This is a genomic window from Curtobacterium sp. Curtsp57, from assembly GCF_047324335.1.
In the GTDB taxonomy this organism is placed as follows: domain Bacteria; phylum Actinomycetota; class Actinomycetes; order Actinomycetales; family Microbacteriaceae; genus Curtobacterium.
In genome coordinates, this window is the sequence record NZ_CP168511.1 from 3848355 (window position 1) to 3863495 (window position 15141).

At 70.8% G+C, this 15141-nt stretch carries 14 protein-coding genes and 1 tRNA gene; 13 read left to right on the top strand and 2 right to left on the bottom strand.

Going from position 1 to position 15141, the window contains the following annotated elements:
• Positions 1-91 precede the first annotated feature (91 nt).
• The 12 genes from ACEN9V_RS18495 to ACEN9V_RS18550 all read left to right on the top strand — a co-directional run bounded on the left by ACEN9V_RS18495 (position 92) and on the right by ACEN9V_RS18550 (position 10436).
• Complete coding sequence (locus ACEN9V_RS18495; protein WP_413601522.1) at positions 92-1117, top strand: TadA family conjugal transfer-associated ATPase; 1026 nt, start codon at positions 92-94, stop codon at positions 1115-1117.
• Positions 1118-1137: 20 nt separating this feature from the next.
• Entirely contained in the window at positions 1138-1983 is an 846-nt protein-coding gene (locus ACEN9V_RS18500) for a hypothetical protein (protein WP_413601523.1), read from the top strand.
• Positions 1984-2066: 83 nt separating this feature from the next.
• Entirely contained in the window at positions 2067-2279 is a 213-nt protein-coding gene (locus ACEN9V_RS18505; RefSeq protein ID WP_413601524.1) for a DUF4244 domain-containing protein, read from the top strand.
• Positions 2263-2613, top strand: coding sequence for a TadE family type IV pilus minor pilin (locus ACEN9V_RS18510; protein WP_413601525.1), 351 nt, complete (start codon positions 2263-2265; stop codon positions 2611-2613). Before ACEN9V_RS18505 ends, ACEN9V_RS18510 begins: the two co-directional genes overlap by 17 nt.
• Entirely contained in the window at positions 2610-3113 is a 504-nt protein-coding gene (locus tag ACEN9V_RS18515) for an Rv3654c family TadE-like protein (protein WP_413601526.1), read from the top strand. Before ACEN9V_RS18510 ends, ACEN9V_RS18515 begins: the two co-directional genes overlap by 4 nt.
• A complete protein-coding gene (gene topA, locus ACEN9V_RS18520) occupies positions 3089-5854 on the top strand; it encodes a type I DNA topoisomerase (RefSeq protein WP_413601527.1) in 2766 nt (921 codons plus the stop codon). Before ACEN9V_RS18515 ends, topA begins: the two co-directional genes overlap by 25 nt.
• A complete protein-coding gene (tmk, locus tag ACEN9V_RS18525) occupies positions 5851-6483 on the top strand; it encodes a dTMP kinase (RefSeq protein WP_413601528.1) in 633 nt (210 codons plus the stop codon). Before topA ends, tmk begins: the two co-directional genes overlap by 4 nt.
• A gap of 52 nt (positions 6484-6535) precedes the next feature.
• A complete protein-coding gene (locus ACEN9V_RS18530) occupies positions 6536-7678 on the top strand; it encodes a DNA polymerase III subunit delta' (RefSeq protein WP_281265066.1) in 1143 nt (380 codons plus the stop codon).
• A gap of 78 nt (positions 7679-7756) precedes the next feature.
• Complete coding sequence (locus ACEN9V_RS18535) at positions 7757-8392, top strand: TetR/AcrR family transcriptional regulator (protein ID WP_413601529.1); 636 nt, start codon at positions 7757-7759, stop codon at positions 8390-8392.
• A 44-nt stretch (positions 8393-8436) separates the two neighbouring features.
• Positions 8437-8509 (top strand) — tRNA-Thr (locus tag ACEN9V_RS18540).
• Between the two features lie 143 nt (positions 8510-8652).
• Positions 8653-9585 carry an ABC transporter ATP-binding protein gene (locus ACEN9V_RS18545; RefSeq protein ID WP_281265064.1) on the top strand — a complete coding sequence of 311 codons (933 nt, stop codon included), beginning with the start codon at positions 8653-8655 and terminating at the stop codon, positions 9583-9585.
• Positions 9582-10436, top strand: coding sequence for an ABC transporter permease (locus tag ACEN9V_RS18550; RefSeq protein ID WP_413601530.1), 855 nt, complete (start codon positions 9582-9584; stop codon positions 10434-10436). Before ACEN9V_RS18545 ends, ACEN9V_RS18550 begins: the two co-directional genes overlap by 4 nt.
• An 87-nt stretch (positions 10437-10523) precedes the next feature.
• On the opposite strand, the gene ACEN9V_RS18555 is transcribed toward ACEN9V_RS18550, so the two are convergent.
• Together ACEN9V_RS18555 and ACEN9V_RS18560 are read right to left on the bottom strand one after the other, a co-directional pair.
• Positions 10524-12227: a glycoside hydrolase family 13 protein gene (locus ACEN9V_RS18555; protein ID WP_413601531.1), complete on the bottom strand. Its 1704-nt coding sequence runs from the start codon at positions 12225-12227 to the stop codon at positions 10524-10526.
• Positions 12228-12278: 51 nt separating this feature from the next.
• On the bottom strand, positions 12279-13958 hold the full coding sequence (locus ACEN9V_RS18560; protein WP_413601532.1) for an HAD family acid phosphatase: 1680 nt from the start codon (positions 13956-13958) through the stop codon (positions 12279-12281).
• A 129-nt stretch (positions 13959-14087) separates the two neighbouring features.
• On the opposite strand from ACEN9V_RS18560, the gene ACEN9V_RS18565 reads away from it, so the two are divergent.
• Positions 14088-15137, top strand: coding sequence for a Gfo/Idh/MocA family protein (locus ACEN9V_RS18565; RefSeq protein WP_413601533.1), 1050 nt, complete (start codon positions 14088-14090; stop codon positions 15135-15137).
• Positions 15138-15141 lie beyond the last annotated feature (4 nt).

The window sequence follows — 15141 nt, forward strand, 5'->3', positions numbered from 1 at the left end:
AAAACTGTCCACTGGTGTGGACGACGAGCGTGTCCTCCCCGATTCGTGGCGAGCGGCGAGCAGAGCGATGCGCAGACCTAGCGTTCCGGAGATGCATCGCCACCGCGCCGTCCCCTCGCCGTTCCTCCCGGGTGCGGCCGTGCCCCGACGCGCCCGACGGGGGATCGACCCGGTCGAGTTCGAGGAACTCGCCCCGCTCGTGACGGACGACAGCGTCACCGACGTGCTGGTCTCCGGCGGTCTGGGCGTGTGGATTGACCGGGGCGACGGGCTGGTCGACTCCGGGATCGTGCTGGACGAGGAACGGACACGCGAACTCGCGACACGACTGGTCGCGCTCGGCGGCCGGCACGTCGACGAGAGCGCCCCGGTCGCGGACGTCCGGCACGGTGACGGGGTCCGGGTGCACGTCGTCCTGGCGCCGGTCTCCGTGCGGGGGACGACGCTGTCCCTCCGCCTGCCTCGTGGTGCACCGCCGACGCTCGATGCGCTCGAGCGGAGCGGGACCTTCGAGCGGGTGCCTCGCGGTCTCGTGGAGGACGCCGTCCGGCGCCGGCGCAACGTGCTCGTGTCCGGGGCGACGGGCAGCGGGAAGACGACGCTCCTCGCCGCGATGCTGGCCACCGTGCCGCGCGACGAGCGCATCGTGACGGTGGAGGACGTCGCAGAGCTCCGGATCGACCACCCGCACGTCGTGTCGCTCGAATCGCGGCAGGCCAACGCCGAGGGCGCCGGAGCAATCGGTCTCGACCGGCTCGTCCGCGAATCCCTCCGGATGCGCCCGGACCGGATCGTGGTGGGGGAGTGCCGTGGGGCAGAGGTCCGCGAGCTCATGTCCGCGCTCAACACCGGACACGACGGTGGAGCCGGCACGGTCCACGCGAACGGACTCGACGACGTCCCCGCACGCCTCGAGGCGCTCGGCGCGCTCGCTGGGCTCGGGCCGACCGTGCTGTCCCGGCAGGCGGTCAGTGCGTTCGACCTGGTCCTCCACGTGGAGCGTCGGCGGGGCGTGCGTCGGCTCGCAGCGGCCGGGAGGCTCGGGGTCGACCCGGCAGGGCGGCTCACCGTCGAACCCGTGGGCCCGGGCACCGGCCGGTCGGGTCGGCGCGGGTGACGCGTCCTGGTCGTCCGAGGGTGCTGCGTCCTTCCCGGGGCGCGGCGGACGCTGTCGGTGCGGCTCGGCTGCTCGACCGTGTCGCGACGCTCGTCGCCGCCGGGGTACTGCCGTCCCGAGCGTGGGCGCTCGCGGCGGCGGCCGGCCCGCCCGTGGTCGCCGGCCCCGCATGGGAGGACGTGCGTGCCGTCACGACGGTCGCCACCAGGACCGGTGCGCCGATCGCGCCGACGCTCCGCGCCCTGGCCGCGGCGCTCCGGCGGGCAGCGGCAGGGGACCGAGCCGTCCGGGTGGCGCTCGCCGGGCCGCGGACGAGCGCGAACGTGGTCCTCATGCTGCCGGTGCTCGGACTGGTGCTGGGATCGCTGTGGGGGATCGACACGGTCGGCGTGCTCACCGGGACGCCGATCGGCTGGGCGTGCTGCACCGGTGCCGCCCTGCTCGTCGGGGTCGGCCGCGTCTGGTCGACCCGACTCGTCCGCGCAGCGACGCCCACCGGACGGATCCCCGGTGTCCTGCTCGACGCCTGGGCCGTGGCGCTGTCCGGCGGCGGGTCCTGGTCCGGCGCCGGCGACGCCGTTCGCACGGCCCTGCCGGACCGCGCCGAGGACGCTGCGGAACGGCGACGGCTCGCCGAGGTGCTCGATCTCGCACGGCGCGCGGGGGTGCCGGCGGCAGCACTCCTGCGCAGTGCGGCCGAGGACCTGCGGGACGACGTCGCGTCGGAGTCGCTCGCGGCGGCGGAGCGGCTCGCGGTGCGCCTCGTGCTGCCGCTCGGGACCTGCGTCCTGCCGGCGTTCGTCCTCGTCGGGGTGGTGCCCGTCGTCGTCGGGATCCTCTCCTCCACCGTGGACGGAACGGGGTGATCGCTCCACGGGTTCGCCGCTGGTGGCCCGGCCCCGACGGGTGATCGCGAGGCTGGATGCACCAGATCAGAAGGGACCCCATCATGACCGAACGACCGAACCCACCATCCGCACCGGCTCGCCGACCCCCGGGACTCGCTGCCCGACTCCGCGACGACCGTGGTTCCGCGACCGCCGAGTACGCCGTCGTCATCCTGGCCGCCGTGGCGTTCGCGGGGGTCCTCGTCGCGGTGATGCGCTCCGGCGAGGTCCAGGCGATCCTGACCGAACTCGTCCGCGGTGCCCTGTCGCTGTGAGCGCGGGTCCGACGAGCGCGGGGCGGTCACCGTCGAGTTCGCGGTCGCGCTCCCCGTGTTCGCGGTCGTCGTGTCGCTGGCCATCGGGGGCGTCGTGCTCGTCGACGGGCAGGGACGGCTCCAGTCCGCTGCAGCGACTGCCGCCAGGGCGTACGGCCGTGACGACGACGCTGCTGCACGCGCGGCGCTGGCCGGGATCGCCCCGGGAGCGACGAGCTCCGTGACGCGGTCAGACGAACTCGTGTGCGTCGTCCTCGAGCGTCGGTCAGGGCCGGGGCCGCTCGCGGCGATCACCCTCCGTGGTGCGTCGTGCGCGGCGACGGGCGGCCGGTGAACGAGCACGGGTCGGCGACGGTCCTGCTCGTCGCGGTCGTCGCCGCGGTCACGATCGTCGTCGGCTCCGTGCTCACCGCCGCCGGCGCTCGGGTCGGGTCCGTCCGTGCGCAGTCGACGGCGGACGCCGCCGCGCTCGCCGGTGCCGCGGCCGCCGTCCGGTTGGTGTCCGGTGCACCGTGCGACGCAGCGTCGCGGGTGGCCAGGCGCGGCGGGGCGGACCTCACCGGTTGCTCGACGAGCGGCGCGTTCGTCCGCGTCGTCGTCGAGCTCCGGTCCGGTCCGCTCCGTCTCGGGGCGACCGCGGTCGCCGGTCCCCGACGGACCCCTGCCGATCGACCGGACCGACATCGTCCGGCGGGCATCCCCGCCACTGTGTGTATGGTGTGCCTGTCGGCCCGCCGGTCATCGATGTCCCGGTCGACCCGGACGCTTCCGTGTCCCAGGGCCGACAGCACCATCGATCAAGGAGTCACGTGCCAGGCACGAAGAAGCTCGTGATCGTCGAGAGCCCCGCGAAGGCGAAGACGATCGCGCAATACCTCGGTGACGGATACGAAGTCCAGGCGTCAGTCGGACACATCCGTGACCTCGTCGAGCCCAAGAACCTCCCGGCAGAGCTGAAGAAGGGCTCGCTCGGCAAGTTCTCGGTCGACGTCGACAACGGGTTCGAGCCGTACTACGTCGTCTCCGACGCGAAGAAGAAGACCGTCGCGGAACTCAAGCGTGCCCTCAAGGACGCCGACGAGCTCTACCTCGCAACAGATGAAGACCGCGAAGGCGAAGCCATCGCGTGGCACCTGCTGCAGGTCCTGAAGCCGAAGGTCCCCGTCAAGCGGATGGTGTTCCACGAGATCACCAAGGAAGCGATCAAGCGCGCCCAGGAAGCGACGCGCGAACTCGACACGGCCCTCGTCGACGCGCAGGAGACCCGCCGCATCCTCGACCGCCTCTACGGGTTCGAGGTCTCTCCGGTGCTGTGGCGCAAGGTCGGTCCGGGGCTCTCGGCCGGTCGTGTGCAGTCCGCTGCCACCCGCCTCGTCGTGGATCGTGAGCGCGAGCGTCTCGCGTTCGTCTCGGCGAACTACTGGGACCTCACCGCACGGTTCGAGAAGGCCGGGGACAGTGCGTTCACCGCCAGGATCGCGCGGATCCACGGCACCCGTGTCGCATCCGGCCGTGACTTCGACGACCGGGGCACGACGACCTCGGACGCCGTCGTCCTCGACGAGGCCTCGGCCACCGCCCTGAGCTCCGTGCTCGAACGCGCCGGCGACGCCGTCGTCCGCAGCGTCGACTCCAAGCCCTACACGCGACGTCCCGCCGCGCCCTTCACGACCTCGACACTGCAGCAGGAAGCCGCTCGCAAGCTCCGCTTCTCGGCCCGCCAGACGATGAGCGTCGCGCAGTCGTTGTACGAGAACGGCCACATCACCTACATGCGAACCGACTCCGCGTCGCTCTCGCAGCAGGCGATCGCCGCCGCCCGGAAGCAGGCAGCCGACCTGTACGGCGCCGAGACGGTGCCGGACAAGCCCCGCAGCTACGCTGGCAAGAGCAAGAACGCCCAGGAAGCGCACGAGGCGATCCGTCCGGCCGGAGACGTGTTCCGCACGCCGGCGCAGATGGAGAAGGTGCTCCGCGGCAACGACTGGAAGCTCTACGACCTCATCTGGAAGCGCACGGTCGCCTCGCAGATGGCGGACGCGAAGGGATCGACCGCGTCGGTCGTCCTCGGGATCACCTCGACGGAGTCCGTCGAGGGCATCGCCTCCACCGCGAACGGCACGGACGTCGAGTTCACCGCGTCCGGCACCGTGATCACGTTCCGCGGCTTCCTCAACGCGTACGAAGAAGGCAAGGACGAGGAACGCCACGAGGCATCGTCGAACGGCGCGGACGCCAAGCTGCCGTCGATGACCGAAGGCGACCACCTCGGCGTGGACGAGGTCGAGGCGAAGGGGCACGACACGTCCGCCCCGCCGCGCTACACCGAGGCGAGCCTGGTCAAGACCCTGGAAGAGCTCGGCATCGGCCGACCCTCGACCTACGCGGCGATCATCTCGACGATCGTGGACCGTGGGTACGTCACGCCCCGTGGCAGCTCGCTCGTGCCGAACTGGATCGCGTTCAGCGTGGTGCGACTGCTCGAGGACTACTTCGGCGACCTGGTGCAGTACGACTTCACCGCCGAGATGGAGAACGACCTCGACCGCATCGCCAGCGGCGAGGAAGACCGCGTCGACTGGCTCAACGGGTTCTACTTCGGCGGCGGCGACCAGCGCGGTCTCCGGACGGTCATCGACAACCTCGGCGAGATCGACGCGCGAGAGATCAACTCCGTCGAGCTCTCGCCCGGCCTCACGCTCCGCATCGGCCGCTACGGCCCGTACATCGAGACGCCGAGCGACGACCCGGAGAAGCCGCGTCGGGTGAACGTCCCCGAGGACCTCGCCCCCGACGAGCTCACCGCCGAGAAGGCCCGTGAGCTGGTCGAGGCGCCCGTCGTCGGTGACCGCGTCGTCGGCATCAACCCGGAGAGCGGGAAAGAGGTCCTCGCCAAGGACGGCCGGTTCGGCCCCTACGTGACCGAGCGCACGCCGGAGCCGGAACCCGACGTCGACCCGTCCACGGGAGAGGTCCTGAGCAGCAGCGCGTCGACCGCGACCGCGACCGCCACGAAGGCCGAGCCCGCCACGAAGGCGAAGAAGGCGACCAAGAAGGCCGCAGCGCCGAAGGAGCGCACGGCGTCCCTGTTCAAGTCGATGGACCCGCAGTCGGTCGACCTCGAGACGGCGCTGAAGCTCCTCGACCTGCCCCGCACGGTCGGCACCGACCCCGAGTCCGGCGACGAGATCACCGCGCAGAACGGTCGCTACGGCCCGTACCTGAAGAAGGGGACGGACACCCGCACGCTGCCGAGCGAGGACGCGATCTTCGACGTCGACCTCGCCGGTGCGCTCGAGCTGTTCGCGCAGCCGAAGTACGGCGCGAAGCGTGCGGCCAGCGCCGCGCTCAAGGAGTTCGACGCCGACCCGGTGTCCGGCAAGCCGATCAAGATGAAGGACGGCCGGTTCGGTCCCTACGTCACCGACGGTGAGACGAACGCGACCATCCCGCGCGGCGAGGACGTGGAAGCGGTCGACTTCGAACGTGCCGTCCAGCTCATCGCGGACAAGCGTGCAAAGGGCCCGGTCAAGAAGAAGACGACGACCCGGCGCGCTCCCGCCAAGAAGAAGTGACCGGCCGCTTCATCACCCTCGAGGGCGGCGACGGCGCGGGGAAGACCACCCAGGCCGAGTTGCTCACCGAGTGGCTCGAAGCGAACGGACGCACCGTCGTGCGGACGCGCGAGCCAGGGGGGACCGACCTCGGGCTCCGCATCCGCGAGATCGTGCTGCACGAACGCGGCCACGTGTCCGCCAGGGCCGAGGCGCTGCTCTACGCGGCGGACCGTGCCCACCACGTCGAGACGGTCGTGCGTCCGGCGATCGCCCGTGGCGACGTCGTGCTGCAGGACCGCTACATCGACTCATCGGTGGCGTACCAGGGTGTCGCACGCGGCCTCGGTGCCGAGCACATCCGCTCGGTGTCGGACTGGGCGGCCGCCGGCCTCGTGCCGGACCGGACGGTGCTCCTCGACCTCGACGTGACCGAGGGACGTGCCCGTGTGGCGGCCGCCCGCGGCGACACCTTCGATCGCCTCGAGTCCGAAGCCGCTGCCTTCCACGAATCCGTCCGCTCGGCGTTCCTCGACATGGCCGCTGTCGAGCCCGAGCGGTTCCTGGTCGTCGACGCTGCCGAGCCCGCCGACGTCGTCCAGCAGCGGATCCGTCGCGCACTCGCCCCGCTCGTCGGGATCGACGCGTGACCGGGCTCGTGGCTCGATCCGCGGCGTCGGTGGTCGCTGCGAGGATCCCCCTGTGAGCGTATGGGACGGCCTGACCGGTCAGGAAGAAGCGGTCGCCGCCCTCCGCAGCGCCGCCGAGGCGCCGGACGGCACCGGTGGCATGACCCACTCGTGGCTGATCACCGGCCCTCCAGGGTCAGGACGGTCGAACGTCGCGACCGCGTTCGCTGCGGCCCTCGTCGGTTCCGGCCCGGACGACGACCACACCCTGCGGCAGATCACCGCCCACACGCACCCCGACGTCTCCGTGCTCACGACGCAACGGGTCATCATCACCATCGACGAGATCCGCCAGCTCGTCACGTCCTCGTACTACTCGCCGTCGGTCGGTCGCTGGCGCGTGGTCATCATCGAGGATGCCGACCGGATGACGGAGCGCACGTCGAACCTGCTGCTCAAGGCGCTCGAGGAACCGCCGGAGCGCACGGTCTGGATCCTCTGCGCCCCGAGCGAAGCCGACCTGCTGCCGACGATCCGCTCTCGCGTCCGGTCGGTCCGGCTGCGGGTCCCCGGCATCGAGTCCGTCGCCGACCTCATCGTCGCGCGCACCGGTGTCGACCGTTCGCTCGCCATGGACGCCGCCCGGCAGGCGCAGAGCCACATCGGCATGGCGCAGCGCCTGGCCACGAGCGAAGACGCCAGGGACCGCCGACGACGGACCCTGCAGACCGTGCTCCGGATCCGCAGTGTCGGTGACGCCGTGACGGCCGCGGCGGAACTCCTCGCGGTCGCCGACGAAGACGCGAAGGCGATCACCCAGCAGCGGGATGCCGAAGAGCGGGACGCAGCACTCCGGTCGCTCGGGGTGGAGCCGGGCGGGACGGTGCCGCCGGCGCTCCGGTCGCAGCTCCGTGCGATGGAAGAAGACCAGAAGCGTCGTGCCACCCGGAGTCTCCGTGACGGCCTCGACCGGATCCTGGTCGACGTCTCCTCGCTGTACCGTGACCTGTTGCTCATCGGACTCGGTGCACCGGGGGAGCCGGTGAACCTCGCCATGCAGGACGACCTCGACCGGGTCAAGCAGTCGGTGCCGCCGGCCGCCGCCCTCGAGATCCTCGACGCGATCGCATTGGCGAGGCAGCGCATCGCCGCGAACGTGGCGGCACTGTTGGCACTCGAAGCGCTCCTCGTCACGGTGGTCCGGGCGCTGCGCTGACCCAGGCGCGAGGAGCGGACCCAGGCGGGGGCATGGCCGAGGCGTGGGGACGTGACCCAGGCGTGGGAGAATCAGCCCATGCCCGATGCAGAACCCGGCCTGCGTGAACGGAAGCGACGCGCCACCCGACTCGCGATCCAGCAGGCTGCCCTCCGCATCGCGGTCGAGGACGGCCTCGCCGCGGTCACCGTGGACGAGGTCTCACGCCGCGCCGACATCTCGCCGCGGACGTTCTTCAACTACTTCCCGAGCAAGGAGCAGGCGATCCTCGGGGACGACCCGACGCTGCCGGCGGACGAGGTGCTCGACGCCTTCGTCGCCGGCGGGCCGGCCGGGGACCTGCTCGCGGACGTCGGCGCCCTGCTCGTGCACTCGACGCAGGAGCTGATCGAGGAGCGCGGCCTGATCGAGGAACGGCAGCAGGTGCTCCGCGCCAATCCGGAACTCTTCAGCCAGCGCATGGCGTCCATGAAGGAGTTCCAGTCGACCCTCGAGTCCGTGATCGCACGGCGGCTCGCGAACGACGACCCGACCTTCGCCGAGGACGAGGTCGCGCTCCGTCGCCGCGCCCGGCTCGCCTCGCTGGTGTCACTCGCCACACTGCGGCACGCATGGTGGGAGTGGTCGGAGTCCCCGGCCGAGTCTCACCTGGTGGACGATCTGCGGCGGTCCTTCGACGAGCTCGGGGCGCTCGTTTCGCGCTCGCTCGTCTGAACCTGTATAGTTGTGACCCGTGCCGCTCCGGGAACGGAGCGTCCGCCGCCTTAGCTCAGTCGGTAGAGCGATTCACTCGTAATGAATAGGTCGTCGGTTCGATTCCGACAGGCGGCTCCGCCAAGAACCCCTCGTTTCCGCGGAAACGAGGGGTTCTTCCGTTCGCCGACCGCCCCTCCGCCGCAGGGTGGAGGAAAGGTATGCCGCATCTCGTACGCAGGGATGACGCGCCCCGAACGGGGGTCCCGTAGCGTTGCCGCGTGATCGAAGTCGACCATCTCACCAAACGCTACGGTCCGAAGCTCGCCGTCGACGACGTCTCGTTCGTCGTGCGGCCGGGCAGCGTGACCGGCTTCCTGGGCCCGAACGGCGCCGGGAAGTCCACGACGATGCGCATGATCATGGGGCTGGACCGGCCGACAGCCGGCCATGCCATCGTGAACGGGCGGCCGTACCAGGCCTTCCGTGACCCCCTCCGCCAGGTCGGGGCGCTGCTCGAGGCGAAGGCGGTGCACTCCGGCCGGAGCGCGTACAACCACCTGCTCTCCCTCGCGGCGACCCACGGCATCCCGAAGTCACGGGTGCACGAGGTCATCGACATGACAGGGCTCGACTCCGTCGCGCGCAAGCGTGTCGGCGGGTTCTCGCTCGGCATGGGGCAGCGTCTGGGAATCGCTGCCGCGCTGTTGGGCGACCCGAAGACCCTGATCCTCGACGAGCCGGTGAACGGCCTCGACCCGGACGGAGTCCTGTGGGTCCGGCAGCTCGCCCGGCGCATGGCCGCCGACGGTCGCACGGTCTTCCTGTCGAGCCACCTGATGAGCGAGATGGCGCAGACCGCCGACCGCGTCGTCGTCCTCGGTCGTGGCAAGGTCCTCGCCGACGCTCCGATCGCGGAGTTCGTCGCCGGTGCCGGGAACGCCGGTGGTGCTGCCGGCGGCGGCTCGCGGGTCGTCGTCCGGACGCCGTCCCCTGACCAGCTGTTCGCGGCGATCGGCCCGAACGCCGGCGTCACCGCACGGGACGACGGCTCCTTCCTCGTCGTGGGCCCCGATGCGCCGACCGTCGGTGCGATCGCCGCCGGTGCCGGGGTCGTGCTCCACGAGCTCACCCCGCAGGGCGCGAGCCTGGAAGAGGCGTACATGGCCCTCACCCGCGACGACGTCGAGTACCGATCGGAGGGCACCCGATGACCGCCCAGCACGCGATGGCCACACCGGACACGATGTCCGGCGTGCGTCTGTCCTTCCCTCGTCTCGTCCGCAGCGAGTGGATCAAGCTCCGGAGCATCCGATCCACCGTCTGGTGCTTCGCGATCCTCGTCGCCCTCACCGTCGCGATGGCGGTGCTCCTCGGCACACTCGTGAACCAGGGTGGGCAGGCGATGCCGACCGACGCCGCGAACGGCACGCTGGTGAGCGTCAACACGGCGAGCGTCTCGTTCACCGCGCTCGTCGTCGGGGTGCTCGGCGTGCTCATCATCACCGGCGAGTACGGCACCGGGCAGGTGCGCTCCACCTTCACGGCCGACCCCGGCCGCACCGGCGTACTGCTGGCGAAGGCCGTCGTGCTCGCCGTGAGCACCTTCGTGGTCAGCGCCGTCTCGACGTGGATCGGTGTCCTGATCTCGACACCGCTGCAGGCGGGCAACGGCGTGGAGGCCGACCTCGGGGATCCCTCGGTGTTCATGCCGATCCTCGGCAGCAGCGTCTCCGTGACGCTCCTCGCGCTGCTCGCCTTCGGCATCGGGCTGCTCGTCCGGTCGAGCGCCGGCGGCATCGCGATCACGCTCGGCATCCTGCTGGTGCTGCCGATCATCCTGTCGCTCCTCGGCAGCCTGATCGACGCGCAGTGGATCCTCGACGTCGCTCGGTTCCTGCCGTCGGACGCGGGGGCGCAGCTCTACGCCTACTCGTCGTCCGGGCCGGTCCCTGACCAGCCGGGCGTCGTGTTGAACGGCTGGGGTGGGCTCGGCGTCCTCCTCGCAGAGGTCGTCGTGGTCGGTGGCGCCGCCATCGCCGCGGCGCGCACACGCGACGTGTGAGCGGACCGACGACGCGTCGCTGACGCGACTGACGACGGACTGGAGGCTCGGTGCCGGACCGGCACCGAGCCTCCAGTCCATCCGTGGTCACCCGAACTCGTGGACCCGCGCCTCCCACGGGCGCAGCGCGCCCGTCTCCGGCACACCGAGGTTGCCGAGGACCAGGTCGCCGAGGCGGGACCCCACGTCCTCCGGGAGTTCCAGGGCGGAGGACGACAGGTTCGCGACCACCGCGAGGGACGGCTCGGACTCGTCCGGCAGGGACCGCGTGAACGCCCACAGCGACGGGTGATCGGCTTCGAGCAGCTCGAACGCACCGATCCGGACCGTCCGCGACGTGTGCCGGAGATCGATGAGTCGGCGCGTGTGCGCGAACACGGAGCGGTCGCCTGCTGCACGGTCCGCGGCCACCGTCACGGCAGGCCATCCCTGCCCCATGCCGATCCACGGCGTGGTCGAGGAGAACCCGCCGGCTGGCTCGCTGTCGTCCCAGGGGATCGGCGTCCTGGCGTTGTCCCGGCTGCGGAACGCCAACGCGTCGAGCGCCTCGGCCATGGGCATGCCGCGCCCGACCGCTCCGCGGTACCAGTTGAGCGACTCGATGTCGCGGTACTCGTCGATCGTGCGGAATCCGGCGTTCACCATGCCGATCTCGTCGCCCTGGTAGACGTACGGCGTCCCGCGGTGCAGGTGCAGCACGGTCGCCAGGAGCGTCGCGGACTCGTAGCGGAACGCGAACGGGTCGGCCCCGGATCCCGGCGGAGCAGCCCCGGCCGCTGCGGCCACGGCTGCGGCGCCGAACCGCGACACCGGCCGCGGCTGGTCGTGGTTGGCGAGGTAGAGCGAGTTCCAACCGGTCTCGGCGAGCGCGGTCTGCCACCGGGCGAGCGAGGCCTTGAGCGTCGGCAGGTCGAACGGACGGTTGTCGAACTTGGTCGTGGGCCCGTGGTCGAGTCCGACGTGCTCGAACTGGAAGACCATGTCGAGCTCGTGGCGGTCCGGATCCGTGAAGAGCGCGGCGTCCTGGACGGTGACACCGGGCATCTCGCCGACGGTGAGCATGGCATCGCGTCCGGCGAACACCCGCTCGTGCATCTCCTGCAGGTGGTCGTGGACACGCGGCTGCATCACGTACGCGGCGCTGCCGTCCGACAGCGCTGCCGGGTCCTTCGCGATGTGGTTGATCACGTCCATGCGGAACCCGTCGACCCCGCGGTCCAGCCAGCCGTTCATCATGGCGTGGACGGCCGCCCGCATGTCCGGGTTGTCCCAGTTCAGGTCGGGCTGCTGCGGCGTGAACATGTGCAGGTAGTACTGGCCCGTGCCCGGGTCCCACGTCCACGCGGGTCCGCCGAACGCCGACCGCCACTCGTTCGGCTCGTGGCCGTCCACCGGGTCGCGCCAGATGTACCAGTCGTGCTTCGGGCAGGCCCGGGACAGCTTCGCGGCCTGGAACCACGGGTGCTGGTCGCTCGAGTGGTTCACGACGAGGTCCATGACGAGCTTCATGCCGCGTCGGTGCACCTCGACGAGCAGCGCGTCGAACTCGTCGATCGTGCCGAACAGCGGGTCGATGTCCTCGTAGTCGCTGATGTCGTACCCGTTGTCGGCCTGCGGCGACCGGTACACGGGGGAGAGCCAGACGACGTCGACCCCGAGGTCCGCGATGTGGTCGAGGTGCTGGCGGATCCCCGCCAGGTCGCCGACGCCGTCGCCGTTGCCGTCCGCGAAGCTCCGCGGGTAGACCTGGTAGACCACCGCGTCCGTCCACCACGGCTCCGGTCCGGTCACGGCAAACGCCTCCTCGCGCTCACTTCCCCCTGCGACGGACGGTACTTCTGATCAGGGCAGGTAGTACGTCGGATTCGGCAACTTCACGGCTCGGTCGGCCGAGCCGCCCGTGAGATCGCTGTACTGGTCGCCCACGTTCGCGACGATGTCGTACCGTCCGCCGGCCGTCGACTCGATGTGTGCGCGGGTCTGCGACTTGTACTCGATCGTCGTGCACTTCGCCGTCGCGCACTGGACGTACGACGGCTGCTGCGACGAGCCGACACCGGTCCACTTCGTGTAGTAGGTCTGCGTGCCGCGCTGCTCGGCGCGGAACTGCGGGTACCCGACCTTCTGCAGGTTCGCGATGGTCGCCGTCTTCTGGTCGTCGTTCCGACCGGTCAGCCCGATCACGGTGCAGCCGGAACGCTGGGCGATCGACACCAGGGACGTCATCGACGGGGTGGCGGGGAAGCGCTGGTCCTGGACCCAGACGTCCTGCTCGGTGGGGTCGAAGACGAAGTGCATGTCCGCGACCTCCATGTCGTAGGTCCACAGCGTGGTGTCGTCGGCGTCGAGCACGATCGCCGGGTTGCTGTGCTTCGCCCGGCCGACGGCGCACTGTGCAGCGATCACCGGGGCCTGGCGCGCCACGATCGACCGCATCTCGCGGATGTAGGGCGAGTCGGTGCGGTTCGCGATCCCGGTGCCGGGGTCGCCGTAGTACGTCGCGATCGTCTTCTTGACGGAGTCGATGTTCGGGATGCCCTCACCGCCCTGCGTCGCACCGGACGACCCGTCCGCGGCCATCGTGAAGTGCGTGCGAGGCGCCAGCGACGGCTCGGAGACCCCGGGGAGGTCGGCCGAGGGGAGGTAGTACGTGGGGTTCGGCAGCTTGAGGTTCCGGTCGGCGTACCCGCCCTGCAGGTCGCTCCACTGGTCGCCGATGTTCAGCGCGATGTCGTACCCGAGGTCCTGCTCGATGTGCTTGCGGGTCTGCGCCTTGTACTCGACCGTGGTGCACGACGCCGTCGCGCACGTGATGTACGACGGCTGCTGGCTGGTGCCGACGCCGGTCCACTTCGTGAAGAAGTGGTCCGAGGAGAACCCCTGGTAGCCGACCTTCGTCAGGTTGGCCACCGTCGCTGCCTTCTGGTCGTCGTTCCGGCCCGTCAGCCCGAAGACCGTGAACCCCATCGCCGATGCGGTGTTGACGAGGCCGACCATCGACGGGGTGGCGGGGAAGCGCTGGTCCTGGACCCAGACGTCCTGCTCGGCGGGGTCGAAGACGAAGTGCATGTCCGCGACCTCCATGTCGTAGGTCCACAGCGTGGTGTCGTCCGCGTCGAGCACGATCGCGGGCTTCTCGCCCTTCCGGACCGCCCGGTCGTGGATCTGCCGCAGCTGCGCGGTCTGCCGCGCGACGATCGACCGCATCTCGCGGATGTAGGGCGAGTCGGTGCGGTTCGCGATCCCGGTGCCGGGGTCGCCGTAGTACGTCGCGATCGTCTTCTTCACGGAGTCGATGTTCGGGATGCCCTCACCGCCCTGCGTCGCACCGGAGGACCCGTCCGCCGCCATCGTGAACGAGGTCCGCGGCGTCAACCCGGCGTCCGGATCGTGTCCGTGCCCCGGGGATCCCCAGCCGTGCGCCGATGCGGGCGCGCCGCCGACGACGGTCGCCGCGACGACGATGGCCGCGCCGACGGCGGTGGCGGAGAGGAGCCGGGAAGGAGACACGGGTCGACGCATGGCGTTCCTGATCGTCGGGGAGTGGCCCCCGGTCGGGGGACGTTCCAGCACGCTAGCTGGCAATCGGCAGTGGAGTCCATACCCGGGCGCTGGATGTGGACAACTCGTCGACGCTGGTAGACAGGGCACATGACGGTTCGCTGGGGAGTCATCGGCACGGGCGGCATCGCCCGGTCATTCGTGGGCGACTGCACCGCTGCGGGGGTGGAGTTCGTCGCGGTCGGCAGCCGCACCCGGGCGAGCGCCGACGCGTTCGCGGCGGAGTTCGACATCCCGCGGGCCCACGGCAGCTACGCGGACCTGGTGGACGATCCCGACGTCGACGCCGTGTACGTCGCGACACCGCACTCCCGCCACGCGGAGGACGCCCTGCTCGCGATCGAGGCGGGCAAGCACGTCCTCGTCGAGAAGGCCTTCACGATCACCGCCGAGCAGGCGCGTCGCGTGGTCGATGCCGCTCGCCGGGAGGACGTCGCGGTCATGGAGGCCATGTGGACGCGCTTCCTGCCGCAGATGACCATGATCCGAGAGCTCATCGCGGAAGGACGGATCGGTCGCCCGCGGTTCGTGGAGGCCACGCACCACCAGGCCCTCCCGACGGATCCGCACCACCGTCTGCGTGACCCGGACCTCGGGGGTGGCGCGATCCTCGACCTCGGCGTGTACCCGATCTCGTTCGTCGTGGACGTCCTCGGCGTCCCGACCGACGTCGTTGCGGCCGGCACGCTCAGCGCCCAGGGAGTGGACACACAGATGGGGATCGTGACGACCCACGACGGGGGAGCGCAGTCGATGGTGCACTTCTCGCTGGACGTCAGGAGCCCGAACACCGCGTCGATCATCGGCGACGACGGACGGATCGACATCGACGCCACCTGGTACACGCCGACGACCTGGCGGGTGCGCGACCGCGACGGAGCGGTCGTGGAGGAGTACGACTCGCGTGAGGAACTCACCGGCTACGCGCACGAGGTCCGCGCGTTCGAGGCGATGATCGCCTCCGGCGACCACGAGGGTGGCGCGATGGACCCGGAGCAGACGGTCGCGATCATGGCGGTGATGGACGAGGCACGCAGGCAGGTCGGGGTCCGGTACGCGGCGGACGGCGGGTCGGCAGATGGCGAGTCGGCAGACGCCGAGTCGGCAGCAGGCCTGGAGGCTCCACCCGCAGTTCCGTAGGATC

Bases quoted from the DNA above. Each gene is read 5' to 3' on its own strand.
- ACEN9V_RS18495 (WP_413601522.1), top strand. From the start codon at position 92: ATGCATCGCCACCGCGCCGTCCCCTCGCCGTTCCTCCCGGGTGCGGCC.
- ACEN9V_RS18505 (WP_413601524.1), top strand. From the start codon at position 2,067: ATGACCGAACGACCGAACCCACCATCCGCACCGGCTCGCCGACCCCCG.
- ACEN9V_RS18565 (WP_413601533.1), top strand. From the start codon at position 14,088: ATGACGGTTCGCTGGGGAGTCATCGGCACGGGCGGCATCGCCCGGTCA.
- ACEN9V_RS18535 (WP_413601529.1), top strand. From the start codon at position 7,757: ATGCCCGATGCAGAACCCGGCCTGCGTGAACGGAAGCGACGCGCCACC.
- ACEN9V_RS18550 (WP_413601530.1), top strand. From the start codon at position 9,582: ATGACCGCCCAGCACGCGATGGCCACACCGGACACGATGTCCGGCGTG.
- ACEN9V_RS18560 (WP_413601532.1), bottom strand. From the start codon at position 13,958: ATGCGTCGACCCGTGTCTCCTTCCCGGCTCCTCTCCGCCACCGCCGTC.